Genomic DNA, 13,944 nt, shown 5'->3' on the forward strand with positions numbered 1-13,944 from the left:
GTAATATGAAAAAAAGAATGATGGCAGCATTAATGGCAGGCACACTTGCAGTATCAGCACTGGCTGGATGCTCCAGCAAATCCGCGGAAACCAAAGCGGCACCGGCAGAGACTGCAACTGCAGCCACAGAGGCGGCGAAAGAGGAAACCACAGCCGCAGCAGCCGGAAAAGGTTCTGAATATCATCTGGCTATCTGCATCCATTCCATGGACAATGAGTACTGGGCGCAGGAAGCAGAGGGAGCTAAACTTGCAGCAGCAGCATTCGGGGTATCCGCAGACATCCTTACCTGCGACAGCGATGACAACAAGCAGCTTCAGGGAATCAAGGACTATGTTGCGCAGTATGGCGACAAGGCAGTTTTTGTAGTTGACCCGTCTTCCACAGCCAACACAGCCAACATTGCAGAGCTCTGCGAAGAATCCGGAAACTATGTAAGTATCCTGGCACACAGGGCGGACGGCCTGTATCCAAAGGATTATCCTCACTTTGTGGCAAGCCTGATGTTAGATGATATCGCAATTGGCAAGGCGACTGCAAAGGCACTGTTTGAATCCATCGGCGGCGAGGGACAGGTTGTAGAGCTTCAGGGGCTGTTGGGCGATGACTCCGCTACCAACAGACACAAAGCATTTGAGGAAGCTCTTAAGGATTATCCGAACATCAAGGTTGTTGACAGCCAGACAGCAAGCTGGAGCCAGTCTGAGGCCATGACTCTGACAGAGAGCTGGCTGGTTAAATATCCTGATTTAAAGGGTGTTTACTCTGCAAACGATACAATGGCGCTTGGCGCTGTTGAAGCTTTAAAGAACAAGGGCCTGAACGGAAAGGTTATGGTCAGCGGCTGTGACGGCATTGAGGCAGCTCTGAATGCAGTTAATGATGGCGACATGGTTATCACCAATGCAAACAACGGCTATATGATCGCCGGCTATGGAGCCTCCTATGCAATCCAGGCAGCTCTTGGCAAGCTGGACCCGACCTCTCTTCCTGACAATGAGCGTCTGATTTTCTGTAAGACAACACTGGTAACAAAAGACAATGCCAATGACATCATTGACAAGTTCATCAAGACAAAGAATCCTGGGTATGATTACAATGACTTATCATTCTGTATTGACAAATACCAGGAGTAATGAGTCTCAAGTAGGTAACTGAGAAGTGGGATTGCCCGACGGCAAACCCACTTCCTTAAAAAGGGGAATATTGTTCCATAATGACTATTTGATGTAAGGGGATAATATGATGAAGAATAAATGGGAAGAGTCTTTAGCTACATTATCCGTGGGCCAGCAGTTTGCTTACAAGGTTAAGGATAATGCAAGAAAGGATAAGATTAGGAGATACGCACCACTGATTCTGTTAATTATCATGACAATGATAGGAGCAATTTCCCAGAGAGATTTCTTTACTTGGGGAAATGTAGTCAACATTATGTACCAAATGTCAATCCCTCTTGTAATCTCCGTAGGCTTGACGTTTGTCCTATTGCTGGGAAGTATTGACCTTTCCATTGAAGGAGTCATGGGGCTTGCAGGATCATTCGTAGCATTTTTAGTGGTTAACAATTCAAACAGCAATAATTTTGGAGTTTTAGGTATTTTACTCGTAATTCTTATCAGTACATTTATCGGTGCTTTGACTGGAATCATCCATGTAAAAGCAAGAATCGCATCATTTATTGTTACATATGCAATGGGAAGTATTATGACAGGCGTTGCGGTACTGGTTTACCAGGGCACGCCGATCCAGGTTAAGGATGAACTTTTTACCGTACTGTCACAGGAGAAATTCATAGGTATTCCGTATATTACCATAATCGCATTCGTTATTTTTATTGTTGGCGCGCTTATTCTGAACTATACTGCATTCGGAAGGGCTGTATATGCGATAGGAGATAATGAGGCAGCGGCAGCATCTACGGGAATCAATATTGGTCTCACAAAAATAAAGGTATTTGCTTTATGCGGATGTACGGCGGGTATGGCAGGTATCCTTCAGTGCATACGTCTTAAATTAGGACAATCCAGCATCGGTCTGAATCAGATGTTTCCAGTGGTAACGGCAATCGTAATTGGCGGCGGTTCACTGGCCGGCGGCAAAGGAGGCGCATTGTCCGCCTTTGTCGGAGTTTTGATATATACAGAGCTTGCGAACTGGCTGACCCTTATGGGCGTGGATCCATATGTAAAAAAGGTTATCCAGGGCGTAATCATCATTGTTGCAGTTACACTTACCATTAACCGCAACCGCAAGACGATATCAAAGTAAGGAGGAGGACTTATGGGCGAATTGTTATTTGAGGCAAAAGGCGTTGGCAAGACATACGGAGCCAATACGGTTCTCCACGATATTGATATGCAGGTTTACAGGGGAGAGGTAATTGGACTGATTGGTGAAAACGGAGCAGGCAAATCCACGCTGATGAAGCTGATCAGCGGCGTTGAGAAGCCTTCCATGGGCGAGATGTTCCTGATGGGAAAACCATACTCAGCAAGCTCTATTCTGGATGCCAACCATCAGGGAATCGGCATGGTGTTCCAGGAACAGTCCCTTGTGGGAAATCTTACCATTGCCCAGAATATATATTTAGGCAGGGAAAAGAAATATTCAAAATGCGGGTTTGTAAACTGGAACAAGATGAACCAGGATGCAAAACAGGCCTTAAACCGCATTGATATGGACCTTGATCCGTCAAAACGGGTGCGTGATATTGATTTTGCAGCTCGTCAGATGGTGGAGATTGCAAAGGTTCTGGATGTGGTGACCGAGGCTGCAAACGGGCATGCCATCATACTTCTGGACGAGCCCACCACTGTTTTATCGGATGAGGAGATCAAAAAGCTGTTTGTCCAGGTAAGGAATATGAAGGAACAGGGAAATGTGGTTATCTTTATTTCCCACCGTCTGGATGAAGTGCTTGAGATTACGGACAGGATCTATGTGTTTAAGGATGGAGAGGAAACAGCGGTAATGCCCACCAAGGGGGCTGATGTGAATCTTTTGTATGAGAAGATGGTGGGCAGGACCACCACCGGAGAGTTTTATGTGGAGCACAAGCAGACCGTTCCCGGGGACGAGGTCATTCTTGAGGTAAATGATTTAAGCCTGTTCGGCGCATTCAACCATGTGAGTTTTGAACTGAAAAAGGGGGAAGTGCTGGGCCTGTGCGGCGTGGAAGGGTCAGGCAAGGAGGATATCTGTGCCGTCCTGATCGGTGACTCATCTCCCACAGCGGGAACTGTGAAAATCAGAGGCAGGGAATGCACATTTCCCAATCCGTGTGCGGCAAGGAAAAAAGGCATCCTGTCCGTTCCAAAGGAGCGCCGGGATGAGGGCATGATCGGACTGCTCTCCATTGAAGACAATATTATTATTTCACATATGGACGCCCTGTCCAATCACAGCTTCCTGTCTGCAAAGAAAATGCACCAGGTAGCGGAAAGCTGGGTAAAGAAAGCGGGCGTCAAGTGCTTTTCCATCAATGAGCGTATCAACCAGTTGTCAGGCGGCAATGCCCAGAAGGTCGTATTTGCAAGAGCTCTTGAAAGCGGATGCGAAATACTGATTCTGAATCATCCTACCCGAGGGGTGGACGTTGGTTCCAAGGAAGAGATATATAATCTGGTCAGGGATATGACCGCAGCAGGCAATTCAATCATACTGTTAGGCGATACATTGGATGAATGTATAGGCCTTTCCAGCAGAATTATTGTTCTGCGGGACGGACTTATCAGAGGAACCTTTGATTGTCCTGTAGGCGGCAAACCGCTTCAGCTAAACATTGTCCAGCAAATGATGTAGGAGGGTACATATCATGGCTAATAAAAAGAAAAGCTTTCGTATATCTGATTATTCAAAGTACATGTGCCTCATAAGCATTGTATTGGTATTTGGCATATTCAGTATTGTAATACCGAACTTCATCGGCGCATACAGCCTGCAGAACATGATGATTGAGGCAGCACCCCTGCTTCTCATGGCCGGCGGCCTTTCATTTGTGATTTATACGGGCGGCATTGACCTGGGTGCCGGAGCAATGGTATCCTGTACCTGTGTGCTTACAGGCATTTACGTTGCAAAGTTTGGCAATATGATCATCCCGATCATGGTGGCGGTGGGACTGGTTATGGGGCTTTTAAACGGACTGCTGGTAACAAAGCTCAAGCTTCCATCCTTTATCGTTACCCTTTGTACCACCAATTTCTGGTCCTATGTGGCCCTGACACGTTGTCCAAACGGTTCAGAGATCATTCCCATGGACAAGCGCTTCATGGTAAAATGGGCAACTCAGAAAGTGGGAGGAATCCCGGTTATGTTTATCATTGCATTGCTTGGAATCGTGATACTGTACATATTCCAGCAGTACACGGTGTATGGCAAATCCATCTATGCCGTTGGTGCAAATGTAAATGCTGCAAGGCCGGCCGGTGTTGACACGGATAAGGCGCAGATATCGGCATTTGTAATGAGCAGTGCCTGCAGTGCGCTTGCAGGGGCATTCTACGCATATAAGCTGAAATCAGCAGTTCCCACAGTAGGCGATGCACTCACTCTGACAGCCATTGCCTCGGTGGCGCTGGGCGGAACATCTATGGCAGGAGGACGCGGCAGCGTGCTGCGTACCATGATCGGCGTTGTGACAATCACAGGGGTTACATCCGGACTTAACATGATGGGAGTGAACCCACTGTGGAAGAACATTGTAATCGGCATTATACTGATTGCGGCTGTCTGCCTGAATTCGGATACAAAGGGGAGAGATCTGATCATAAAGTAGTGTTTAAGAATAACCTGGAATTTACAGAATAAAGAGAGTTGTTTTGTCTGGTGCATGTCCGGATTCTTCGGATATGCGCCGGTTTTTTTGTTTTGCAGGCTCTTTGCCCATTGTTTGGGCAGGATTCGTCTGAATCTTGCCCCGCATTCCGGGCATACCGTTTTCGTCTGGGTTTTCTCCGCCATAGACGATTTTATTGCTTCGCGAGCCGCCGTGATTTTGCCGTACCGCTCCATAATTTCAGGAGCCATTTGCCCGCCGTCATCTAACCTGTGTACAGTGAGGCTGCCGATTTCAGCAGTGAGAGTTTTGGTTTTTTTCTCTTCCACAAGGATCTTCCCGTGGAGTTTTCCGTTCTGTGCTGAATCTTCCATTGTTCTGACTGCGGTTGCAATACCCGCATTGATTTCACCTGTGAGTTTCATTGTATTACCTCCGGGTAATTGTTTTGTCCTCATTATAGCAGGCAAATGTTTGAGAATTATTAAAGCCCTGTTATTTATCCTGCCCAAAACAAAAATGTTGCCGTAACCAAATTATACTACATCTAAATTGAAAAATAACCTTTAATGCCAAATTTTTTTAGCAAGACTAAATAATTTTTTTACGTGAGTTGCTATTTTAATATAGTTATTGTATAATTTTAGAAAGGAATCGTTACTTTTTGAGAATACAACGATTTTATATTTTTTTAACCGTTATTCTTGATTGAGTATATCGATGAGATAAAAAGCAGGGGGATTACATATGAGAAAAATAAACCGCCGGTATTTTGCGGTGATTCTTTTATTTCTAAGCATGCTGCTGCTGGCAGCATTCTCCTTCTCCTTTTTGGTGGGGAGGTATGCCATACCGCCTAAAACGGTATGGGAAATTATTCTTTCCCGTGTTTTTCCCATTGAACCTTCCTGGGAAGAAACGCTGGAGACTGTAATTTTGCAGGTGCGTCTGCCGCGTATCTTGCTGGGAATTCTAGTGGGAGGCGCACTTTCGCTTTCAGGAGCAAGCTATCAAACGCTGTTTAAAAACCCGATGGTATCTCCGGATATTTTAGGCGTATCTGCCGGCGCAGGCTTTGGGGCAGCGCTTGCAATGATCAATGATGCCTCCTGGTGGGAAATTCAGCTTTGCGCGTTTGCTTTCGGAATGGCAGCGGTGGTATTGACCTATTTTATTGGCTATATAATCGGACGGCAGGCAATTACTGTGTTGATTCTCGGAGGACTTGTTGTCTCCAGTCTGTTTCAGGCACTGCTTTCCATTGTAAAAACCATGGCTGATACCGACAATGCGCTGCCCTCCATTACCTTTTGGCTGATGGGCAGCCTCGGAAGAGGATCCGGCCGTGAGGTTTTGTTTTTGCTGCCTGCCGTTATCTTCTCATCGGCACTGCTGTTTTTATTCCGCCACCAGATCAATGCTCTTTCCACAGGAGAGGACGAAGCGGCTGCATTGGGCGTGAATGTGCCTCTTACCAAGCTGGTTGTGGTGGTTGCTTCCACGCTGATGACTGTTTCCGCTGTCAGTATCAGCGGAATTATCGGATGGGTGGGTTTGGTGGTGCCGCACATTGCCCGTATGATCAGCGGCTCCAGCTTTTCCAGACTGGCTCCGGTTTCTTTTCTGATTGGCGGTTGTTTCCTGCTGGCAATAGACGATGTTGTCCGCGGAATTGAAGGCGTTGAACTGCCCCTGGGTGTGCTGACCGCCTTAATAGGTACACCGATTTTCATACTGCTTCTCTACCGTGTCAGAAAGGGGTGGTCATGATGCTTGAAGTAAATGGTATCAGCTTTTTTTATAAACCGGAACGGATGATCCTGGAAGACATTTCCTTTCAGGCGGATAAAGGAGATATTCTGTGCCTGCTCGGCCCTAACGGAACAGGAAAAACCACATTGCTGAGATGCCTGCTGGGGTTTTGCAGAATGAAATCCGGAAACGTACGCATTGACGGAAAGGATATGTCATCGTCTGTTTCTGCACGTCAGCGTGCGCGCATGATGGCCTATGTGCCCCAGTCCAGCGGTATCACGTTTCCCTACGAGGCATTTGAGGTTGTTTTGATGGGCAGGCTTTCTCATCTCCCTTTGGGAGGTTCACCCAGCGCGAAAGACCGCTCCGTTGCGCGGGAGGCGATGGAACGTATGGGGATTCTGGAACTGGAACACACACTGTTTCAGGAGCTGAGCGGCGGCGAACGGCAGATGGTGCTGGTTGCGCGTGCCTTGGCACAGCAGTCTGATATCTTAGTTATGGACGAGCCAACCGCCAATCTCGATTACGGCAATCAGGTTAAGATGCTGCGTGTAATCAAAAAACTCTCTGCGCAGGGGTATACTGTTTTGATGACCTCTCATTTTCCCGAGCACGCATTTCTTGCCTGCAGCCGCGTGGTGATGATGCAGGACGGATATATTATGGCCCAGGGAACCCCGGAAGAAGTCGTCACCAGTGACTCCCTTTCTTCGCTTTATCAGACACCTGTACGTGTCACCAAAACAGACATCAACATGGACGGACATGCAGTTAAGGTTTGTGTTCCGCTTATGTTTTGATAATTAAAAAATAAATTCATCAGGAGGAAGTAGTTATGAAATCAGTAAAACTAACAATGGCATCACTTTTGACGGCGGTGCTTCTGCTGGGCAGCATTACAGGCTGTTCCCAGAAAGGGGCCCAATCTGAGCCGCCGTCTTCTGCTGCAACCGCAGCAGTCACATCCGAGGCTGCATCTGAACCGGCGGCTTCATCTGAACCGGCTCCCGCTGTGGAGCGCACAATTACAGATATGGCAGGCCGTACGGTTACTATTCCGGCGCAAATTGAAAAAATTGGTACCTTTGGATCCGTGGGTGTCCTTAATGCCTTTGTGGAGCTGATGGGAGACGGCTCCAAAATTTGCAACGATATGCCGGAAAGCTTTACGAAAAATGATAACTGGAAGCTGCAGTATGAGTTTGCGCCTCAAATTAAGGGTGCTCCTATTTTCGAAGCCAATAAAGAAATTGCCATGGAAACCGTACTTGCAACCAAGCCGGACGTTTGCTTTACCATGACGAAGGAAACCGCAGAACTTCTTGAAAAAAATGGAATCAGTGCAGTTTATCTTGCGTGGTCGGAGATTGACGATGTAAAAAAGGCAGTCACGCTGATGGGCGAGGTCCTGAATAAACAGGAAACCGCTGTTGATTACATAAAATACTTTGACGAGAAGTTAGCCAGAGCTCAGGAACTGACCAAAGGCATTACCGATAAAAAGACCGTACTTTACGGCAGCGTCACCACACTCACCCAGCCTCATAAAATTGCTGAGTGGTGGATTGCACAGGCGGGCGGCATCAGTGTCACCGACGACGGGCGCAAGGAGGATACGCTGACCTATACATTGGAGGATCTGCTTAAATGGAACCCGCAGGTCATGATTCTTACTGCTAAATCACAGATTGCAGAAATTGAGGCGGACAGCCGCTTTGCTAATATTACCGCTGTAAAAAATAAAGTGCTTTATGTGACGCCTACCGCCGCCCATGTCTGGGGAAACCGAACGGTAGAGCAGCCCCTTACCATCTTCTGGGCAATGAACAAGCTCTATCCCGAAGTTATGAGCCGCGACGAGCTGTCCAAGGAAATCAAATACTTTTACAGCCATTTCTTCCTTTATGAGATGAGCGATGCACAGGTTGCAGAAATCATTGACGGAAAGTAAGAGGGAACGGTATGTATTTAGACAGCGATCAGTTTATAACAAGGGCAGAGGCGATTAATGCCTTAATGACACGATGGAAGCCGGATATCACAACGGAAATTCTGCCTCTGGAGCAGACGAGAGGCAGAATCTGTGCGCGGGATGTTTTTTCGCAGAATACGCTGCCTGTATGCCGCAGTTCCCAGGCGGATGGCATCGCTGTGTCCTTTGCGGATTTTACGGACGGTATTCCGGACACTTCCCTGTGGAAAAAAGATCTGGATTATGCCACTGCGGATACCGGCGACGATTTTGACGACGCCTTTGATACTGTTATTCAGGTAGAGGACCTTGTCTATAACCCTTCGGGCACATTTTCCATTATACCCGAAGCGCCAATTGAACAAGGACAACTGGTCAGCACACAAGGCTCTACGCTGCGCACCGGAGAACTTTTACTTAAAAAAGGGGATGTTGTGCATCCCATGCAGCTTTGTCTTTTGGCGGCAGGCGGCATCTCTGGGCTTGAGGTTGTAAAGCAGCCGGTGGTCGCTTATATTCCCACAGGAAACGAGTTGGTTCATCCTGGGAGAAAGCCGCAGCGTGGGCAGAATGTAGAATCCAACGGTTTGATGATCAGGGGATATCTGGAGGAATGGGGCGCGGTTATCCGCACCTATCCCATTCTTCCCGACGACCGGAAGCTGTTGGATGAAACATTGTCCGATGCGCTGCAAAATGCAGACATTATCCTGATTAACGGAGGATCTTCCAAGGGCAGCGAAGACTATACCGTTCGGCTGCTCGAAGAGCGCAGCAGCTTTCTGCAGCACGGCATAAAATCCATTCCGGGAATTCCAGTCGCATTGGCGATTGCAGACGGAAAGCCGGTTATCAACCTGCCAGGCCCGCCTTTCGCAGCGTTCTGCGCTTTGGATTGGTGTGTCCGTACACTGGTTTATCTGGCGCAAGGACGCGCTATGCTCTCCCCACAGAGGGTAACGGCGGTTTTGCTGCAGGAGGTGCGCAAACCTGCACCTTATGAGTTTTACCTGAGGCTAAAGGTATACAGAACTGAGAACGGATTCTGTGCAGAGCCGCTGTCATGGGGCAGCCGGTTTGCACAGGCAATGAACTGTAATGCGCTGATGGTGATACCGGTGGGATTGGATGGTTATCACAAAGGCGATGTGATTGAGGCAGATCTGTTGTATGGACTGCCGGATGTTGATGAAAGGAGGAATTAACGTGGAACACGGCCTTACTCCTGCAGAAGCATTGGCATTGATGCAGAACGCTCGAAATTTAAATCAGCCTGATGCCGCATTTGAGCTTTTCCGGCGTGCAGGTCAAAAGAGAAACCAGATGCTTGGCGATCAACTATGGTGGACTTCCGGATCAGGTGGTATTTTCCCGTGCCGTGTGGCTCCCCGCTGTTCTTATTGCAGCTTTTTTACGGAAGATCACTTTCCCATGGACGCTCTTTTAAGAGGATTGGAGCTGATTGAAACCATGGGTATTCGGCAATTTCATATCAGTGGGGGAACCGATTTAAAGGGCGGTTTTGAGGAAGCGCTTCTTGCAATGGTGCGGACAATCCGCGAGCATTCCAACTTACAGCTTGAAGTGAATCTGGGACCTTCTTTTTCCCGGCAAGTAGTTCTGGAACTGAAGCACTTAGGAGTAGAGAGTATCACCAGTTCCCTGGAATGCACCAATCCTGAAATATTTCGTGCCGTGAAGCCCGGTGACAGTCTTGAACGGCGTCAGAGGCTGCTTGAAATCTGCGAGGAGCTTGCAATGCCCAGCCGTACCATGATGCTGGTAGGACTGGGAGAGAGCGATGCAGACCGGATTGCCCATTTGTTTTATCTGAAACAGTTTAACAGACTATATCAGTTAAGGATCTCTCGTTTCATGCCCTTTGCGGGAACGGCGCTTCAAGCGTACCCTCGTTGCTCGCCATGGGAAACCGCTCTTGTGACCGCAATGGCAAGGTTAATTCTGCCTGACCGGGAAATCAGTCTTGCAGCGGGCAACGGCACGGAGGACATCCCGCTATGGTATTTGGCCGGAGGGGGAAACCAGGTGATGGGGGTTTCCATTACAAGCCACGCGCCTAAGGCATCTTCGGAGGTTTTTGTACATGAAATCGGAGAACATATATATGTTGTGGACAAAAGGAAAGAAATCGAACGCATACTCGAAGGTATGCTGTTAAAAATAGTTTGATGTTATATAAGACGGCATTGGCTCCAGATCGGGCAGAGTGTAAAAATGGGCATATTGGCAAACTATAAATCTCAATATCAAATATACATTATATTAATGCTGTTACATGAAAGATATAGGACCAATTATTGATATATTAGAAACTGCTGATATTTTTTAAAAATACAAAAATATAAGGGTGTACTTTATGGGAAATATTTTGTTAAAAGAAACTACAGCACTTGTGCAAAACTGTTTGGGAAGTGATTTGGAATCTATTACTGTGGAAAGAGCGGTATTCGGACTGTTTTTTTCTGGAGTAAAGCTAAGCAATGGTATGGGAGGCTTGTGCTTCACACCGGTGAAGGAGATACCGGCGGCTGTATGCTGTCCCAGCTCCGCGAAAGCAATGCCCTTATCCGGCAGACTGAAAGGACGAAGCGCGGCAGATTATCTGTCCGATTTGGATCATTCCAATATTCTGCGAAAAACATTGGCAATTGCCACCTTGAATGCCCTGTCCGCTGCCTGCTGGCAAAGTGGAGCGGCAAAAGGGTATCAACTCCAAACAGGAGTGGATGCCTTTGATAATGTGCAGATTCCCCAAGGCGGAAAGAGTGTGGTCGTGGGGGCTTTGGTTCCCATTTTGAAAAGGCTGATTGCTGCCGAGGCCGACTTCAAGGTACTTGAAATGGACAACCGTACTTTAAAAGGAAAAGAGCTTGAGCACTATGCGCGGCCGGAAGATGCATCAAGCTATATTCCTGAGGCTGATCTTTTGGTTATTACAGGTGTTACCGTGCTCAACGACACCCTCCCGGATTTACTGAATATGATAAAGCCTGGTGCCCAGGTGATTGTCACCGGGCCAACTGCCAGCATGCTTCCGGATGCCTTTTTTCAGCGCGGGGTCACAACCATGGGCGGTGTTCTGGTCACTAAGCCGGATGAAGTGCTTGACATCATCAGTGAGGGTGGTTCCGGCTACCATTTCTTTGGAAAAAGTGCAGAACGGCTCATCATAAATAAAAATCAATCCAGTAAAGACAAGGCGCTTTTTTGAGCCGCTGGGATAACATTACTTGCAGATGCAGTAATATTCCAATACATTAATATTTCCATTGTAACCGGACAGAGTTATGCCGTAACAGATTATTGCCCGGAAATACTGATTGCCGATGCCTTCCGGGCAGTTTGACAGGCATTGTGGATTGTGGGTAAATTTGGGGTACGGCTTGCATTTTTAGGTGATTTATGCTATAGTATCTCCCGTACCAAGGTCGCAGAAACCCTTGATCTACGGGGGATTTTTGCAAGTAAAGACCGGTGTGTTCGTGACCTTCCACACCTAAAACAAAACTAAAGGAGAAATGAATATGCATTACAAAACTTCAGAAAGGACCTATTTTATGGTCTTTTCAGCAGCGATTGCTGCAGTCTACACTGTGCTGACCATGATTTTTGCACCTGTCAGCTTCGGCCCTATCCAGTTTAGAATCTCAGAGATCCTCTGTATTCTCCCATTTTTTACTCCGGCGGCGATTCCGGGACTGTTTATTGGCTGTTTCCTGTCCAATTTATTATGCGGTGCAGCTACCCTGGATGTGGTTTTCGGCAGCCTTGCCACTCTCATAGGAGCCATCGGTTCCTACAAGCTTCGGAAAAACAAGTGGCTGGTATGTGTTCCCCCGATTTTGGCAAATGCCATCATCATCCCATGGGTTCTTCGGTATGCTTATGGCTCAGAGGATATGATATGGTACGCTATGATTACAGTCGGTATCGGAGAAATTCTTGTGATCGGAATCCTTGGAAATATCCTGCTTAGTGTATTAAATAACTATAAGCATGTAATATTTGGGCGTTTTCTGTCAGATAAAGGATAAAACATATTTATAAGCTGCATGTTAAGCTTGTTCAAGTGCTGTGCAATAAGCCGCCTGAACAAGCTTTTTTAATAATATTCTGGCATACTCCTGCAAAAGAATTCCATAAATACATTATTACAGGAATATCCTTCCTGAGAATTTCCCGCCAAGTGTCTGCACTGCCATAATACCGGACCGGATTTTTTCTTATTTTCACTGCCGGTCCAAAGAGGTATGTTTGAAAGAACCAGACATTTTGTTCCATATTACAAAACCAAGAGAAAGTTACAATCGATATATAAAATTTAGAAAAAAATAAAAAAAGTAACCAAAATGTAACCGTTTAGGTTTATAATGATAACACAACTAAAGGGAAATGGTGGAAATTATGGAAAAAAGTAGAATGAGTGTAGTTCGCGGCACCGACCGGTATATTACAATAGCAGTGGATGAATGCGATGCTTGGAGTATGAAGGGAATTATGTTTCACTGCGATGATCCTCAGGGAATCCAATACGGCAGTATGCTTGAAATGATTTTAAATATGGACCGTATATTTGATTCCATGAGTTGCCCTAAACAGACATTTCAAATGCGGCATTTTCCTGGAACGAATCCCCCTGATTTTGTGACTCGAACCAGTGAGGAGGAAGTGCGAAAGGGAAAACTGAGCACCTTCCGTATATATGTACAATACCGTTACCACGCCAGTTGGCAGGGGGTGGTCCAATGGGAAGAAGGCGGCAGGCAGGAGCTGTTTGAAAGCACGCTTCAACTGATTTTAATCATGACTCAGATGCTAAAGGGACATCCCCAGGTGGGACAGGAAGGGGAAGCCTTGAATTCCTTTCATGTGGCCATTGATTCTTATGATTCCGGACGGATTGTGGGAAATTATCAAAACATTCCTGCTAATCTGACAGAACAGTATGATGTTCCGGTTGACTTGGCAGGAACCCTGGGAAATTTTATGGAAATTAAAACCTTAAAGAAAAAAACTTCAACATATGGGCTGAATTACGGCAGACTGATTTCCAATGAAATTTGTACCATATGCAGAAGCGGTGGACAAAAGGCAACCTTTACAATTAAGATCATGTTTCGTGACCATTCTACGTGGCAGGGCATTATTTACTGGAGGGAAGGCAGGGTGGAGCAGCCTTTTCGCAGCTTTAAGGAGATGCTTTATCTGATCGTATCTGTAGTAGGAACAATACCGGCGGAAGGCGAAAACTATGAGGAAGAGATGCCGCCTATTGCCTTAGGGTTATAAGAACTGTGTCATAAAGTGCACTTTACAGGACATAAAATCTGTAAGGTGCATTTTTTGATTGTAATTATATTGTAGATTTTCTCGTTGCTTTCTTATATAATAAAAGGGAAGTGTTGCCTTTACA

At 46.6% G+C, this 13,944-nt stretch carries 12 protein-coding genes; all 12 read left to right on the top strand.

The features are described from left to right. Window positions 1-5: 5 nt before the first annotated feature. The 12 genes from ACYVD3_RS14675 (at window position 6) to ACYVD3_RS14730 (ending at window position 13,820) form a co-directional block, all read left to right on the top strand. Window positions 6-1,136, top strand: coding sequence for a sugar ABC transporter substrate-binding protein (locus ACYVD3_RS14675; RefSeq protein WP_460643231.1), 1,131 nt, complete (start codon window positions 6-8; stop codon window positions 1,134-1,136). Between the two features lie 106 nt (window positions 1,137-1,242). Further along, the gene (locus tag ACYVD3_RS14680) at window positions 1,243-2,271 is read left to right on the top strand and encodes an ABC transporter permease (protein ID WP_460643232.1); all 1,029 of its coding nucleotides are present in this window, start codon (window positions 1,243-1,245) and stop codon (window positions 2,269-2,271) included. Between the two features lie 12 nt (window positions 2,272-2,283). Beyond that, on the top strand, window positions 2,284-3,804 hold the full coding sequence (locus ACYVD3_RS14685; protein ID WP_460643233.1) for a sugar ABC transporter ATP-binding protein: 1,521 nt from the start codon (window positions 2,284-2,286) through the stop codon (window positions 3,802-3,804). A 13-nt stretch (window positions 3,805-3,817) separates the two neighbouring features. Continuing rightward, the gene (locus ACYVD3_RS14690; RefSeq protein WP_460643234.1) at window positions 3,818-4,780 is read left to right on the top strand and encodes an ABC transporter permease; all 963 of its coding nucleotides are present in this window, start codon (window positions 3,818-3,820) and stop codon (window positions 4,778-4,780) included. 747 nt (window positions 4,781-5,527) lie between these two features. After that, window positions 5,528-6,550 (top strand): FecCD family ABC transporter permease, encoded by a 1,023-nt coding sequence (locus ACYVD3_RS14695; RefSeq protein WP_460643235.1) that lies wholly within the window; start codon window positions 5,528-5,530, stop codon window positions 6,548-6,550. Further along, window positions 6,547-7,338, top strand: a complete 792-nt coding sequence (locus ACYVD3_RS14700) for an ABC transporter ATP-binding protein (RefSeq protein ID WP_460643236.1) — start codon at window positions 6,547-6,549, stop codon at window positions 7,336-7,338. The genes ACYVD3_RS14695 and ACYVD3_RS14700 overlap by 4 nt, the downstream gene beginning before the upstream one ends. Before the next feature lie 35 nt (window positions 7,339-7,373). Further along, a complete protein-coding gene (locus ACYVD3_RS14705; RefSeq protein ID WP_460643237.1) occupies window positions 7,374-8,489 on the top strand; it encodes an ABC transporter substrate-binding protein in 1,116 nt (371 codons plus the stop codon). An 11-nt stretch (window positions 8,490-8,500) separates the two neighbouring features. Continuing rightward, window positions 8,501-9,715, top strand: a complete 1,215-nt coding sequence (locus ACYVD3_RS14710) for a molybdopterin molybdotransferase MoeA (RefSeq protein ID WP_460643238.1) — start codon at window positions 8,501-8,503, stop codon at window positions 9,713-9,715. Window position 9,716: 1 nt separating this feature from the next. Continuing rightward, window positions 9,717-10,700, top strand: a complete 984-nt coding sequence (locus ACYVD3_RS14715) for a radical SAM protein (RefSeq protein WP_460643239.1) — start codon at window positions 9,717-9,719, stop codon at window positions 10,698-10,700. A gap of 187 nt (window positions 10,701-10,887) precedes the next feature. Then, complete coding sequence (locus tag ACYVD3_RS14720) at window positions 10,888-11,742, top strand: Rossmann-like domain-containing protein (protein WP_460643240.1); 855 nt, start codon at window positions 10,888-10,890, stop codon at window positions 11,740-11,742. A gap of 313 nt (window positions 11,743-12,055) precedes the next feature. Continuing rightward, window positions 12,056-12,565, top strand: a complete 510-nt coding sequence (locus ACYVD3_RS14725; RefSeq protein WP_460643241.1) for a QueT transporter family protein — start codon at window positions 12,056-12,058, stop codon at window positions 12,563-12,565. A gap of 370 nt (window positions 12,566-12,935) precedes the next feature. Continuing rightward, the gene (locus ACYVD3_RS14730) at window positions 12,936-13,820 is read left to right on the top strand and encodes a hypothetical protein (protein ID WP_460643242.1); all 885 of its coding nucleotides are present in this window, start codon (window positions 12,936-12,938) and stop codon (window positions 13,818-13,820) included. Window positions 13,821-13,944 lie beyond the last annotated feature (124 nt).

This window comes from Lacrimispora brassicae (assembly GCF_054772055.1).

What these genes read in the sequence shown, in the direction of transcription:
- ACYVD3_RS14720 (WP_460643240.1), top strand. Translation starts at nt 10,888, where the DNA reads ATGGGAAATATTTTGTTAAAAGAAACTACAGCACTTGTGCAAAACTGT.
- ACYVD3_RS14675 (WP_460643231.1), top strand. Translation starts at nt 6, where the DNA reads ATGAAAAAAAGAATGATGGCAGCATTAATGGCAGGCACACTTGCAGTA.
- ACYVD3_RS14695 (WP_460643235.1), top strand. Translation starts at nt 5,528, where the DNA reads ATGAGAAAAATAAACCGCCGGTATTTTGCGGTGATTCTTTTATTTCTA.
- ACYVD3_RS14685 (WP_460643233.1), top strand. Translation starts at nt 2,284, where the DNA reads ATGGGCGAATTGTTATTTGAGGCAAAAGGCGTTGGCAAGACATACGGA.
- ACYVD3_RS14725 (WP_460643241.1), top strand. Translation starts at nt 12,056, where the DNA reads ATGCATTACAAAACTTCAGAAAGGACCTATTTTATGGTCTTTTCAGCA.
- ACYVD3_RS14680 (WP_460643232.1), top strand. Translation starts at nt 1,243, where the DNA reads ATGATGAAGAATAAATGGGAAGAGTCTTTAGCTACATTATCCGTGGGC.
- ACYVD3_RS14730 (WP_460643242.1), top strand. Translation starts at nt 12,936, where the DNA reads ATGGAAAAAAGTAGAATGAGTGTAGTTCGCGGCACCGACCGGTATATT.
- ACYVD3_RS14700 (WP_460643236.1), top strand. Translation starts at nt 6,547, where the DNA reads ATGATGCTTGAAGTAAATGGTATCAGCTTTTTTTATAAACCGGAACGG.
- ACYVD3_RS14710 (WP_460643238.1), top strand. Translation starts at nt 8,501, where the DNA reads ATGTATTTAGACAGCGATCAGTTTATAACAAGGGCAGAGGCGATTAAT.
- ACYVD3_RS14705 (WP_460643237.1), top strand. Translation starts at nt 7,374, where the DNA reads ATGAAATCAGTAAAACTAACAATGGCATCACTTTTGACGGCGGTGCTT.
- ACYVD3_RS14690 (WP_460643234.1), top strand. Translation starts at nt 3,818, where the DNA reads ATGGCTAATAAAAAGAAAAGCTTTCGTATATCTGATTATTCAAAGTAC.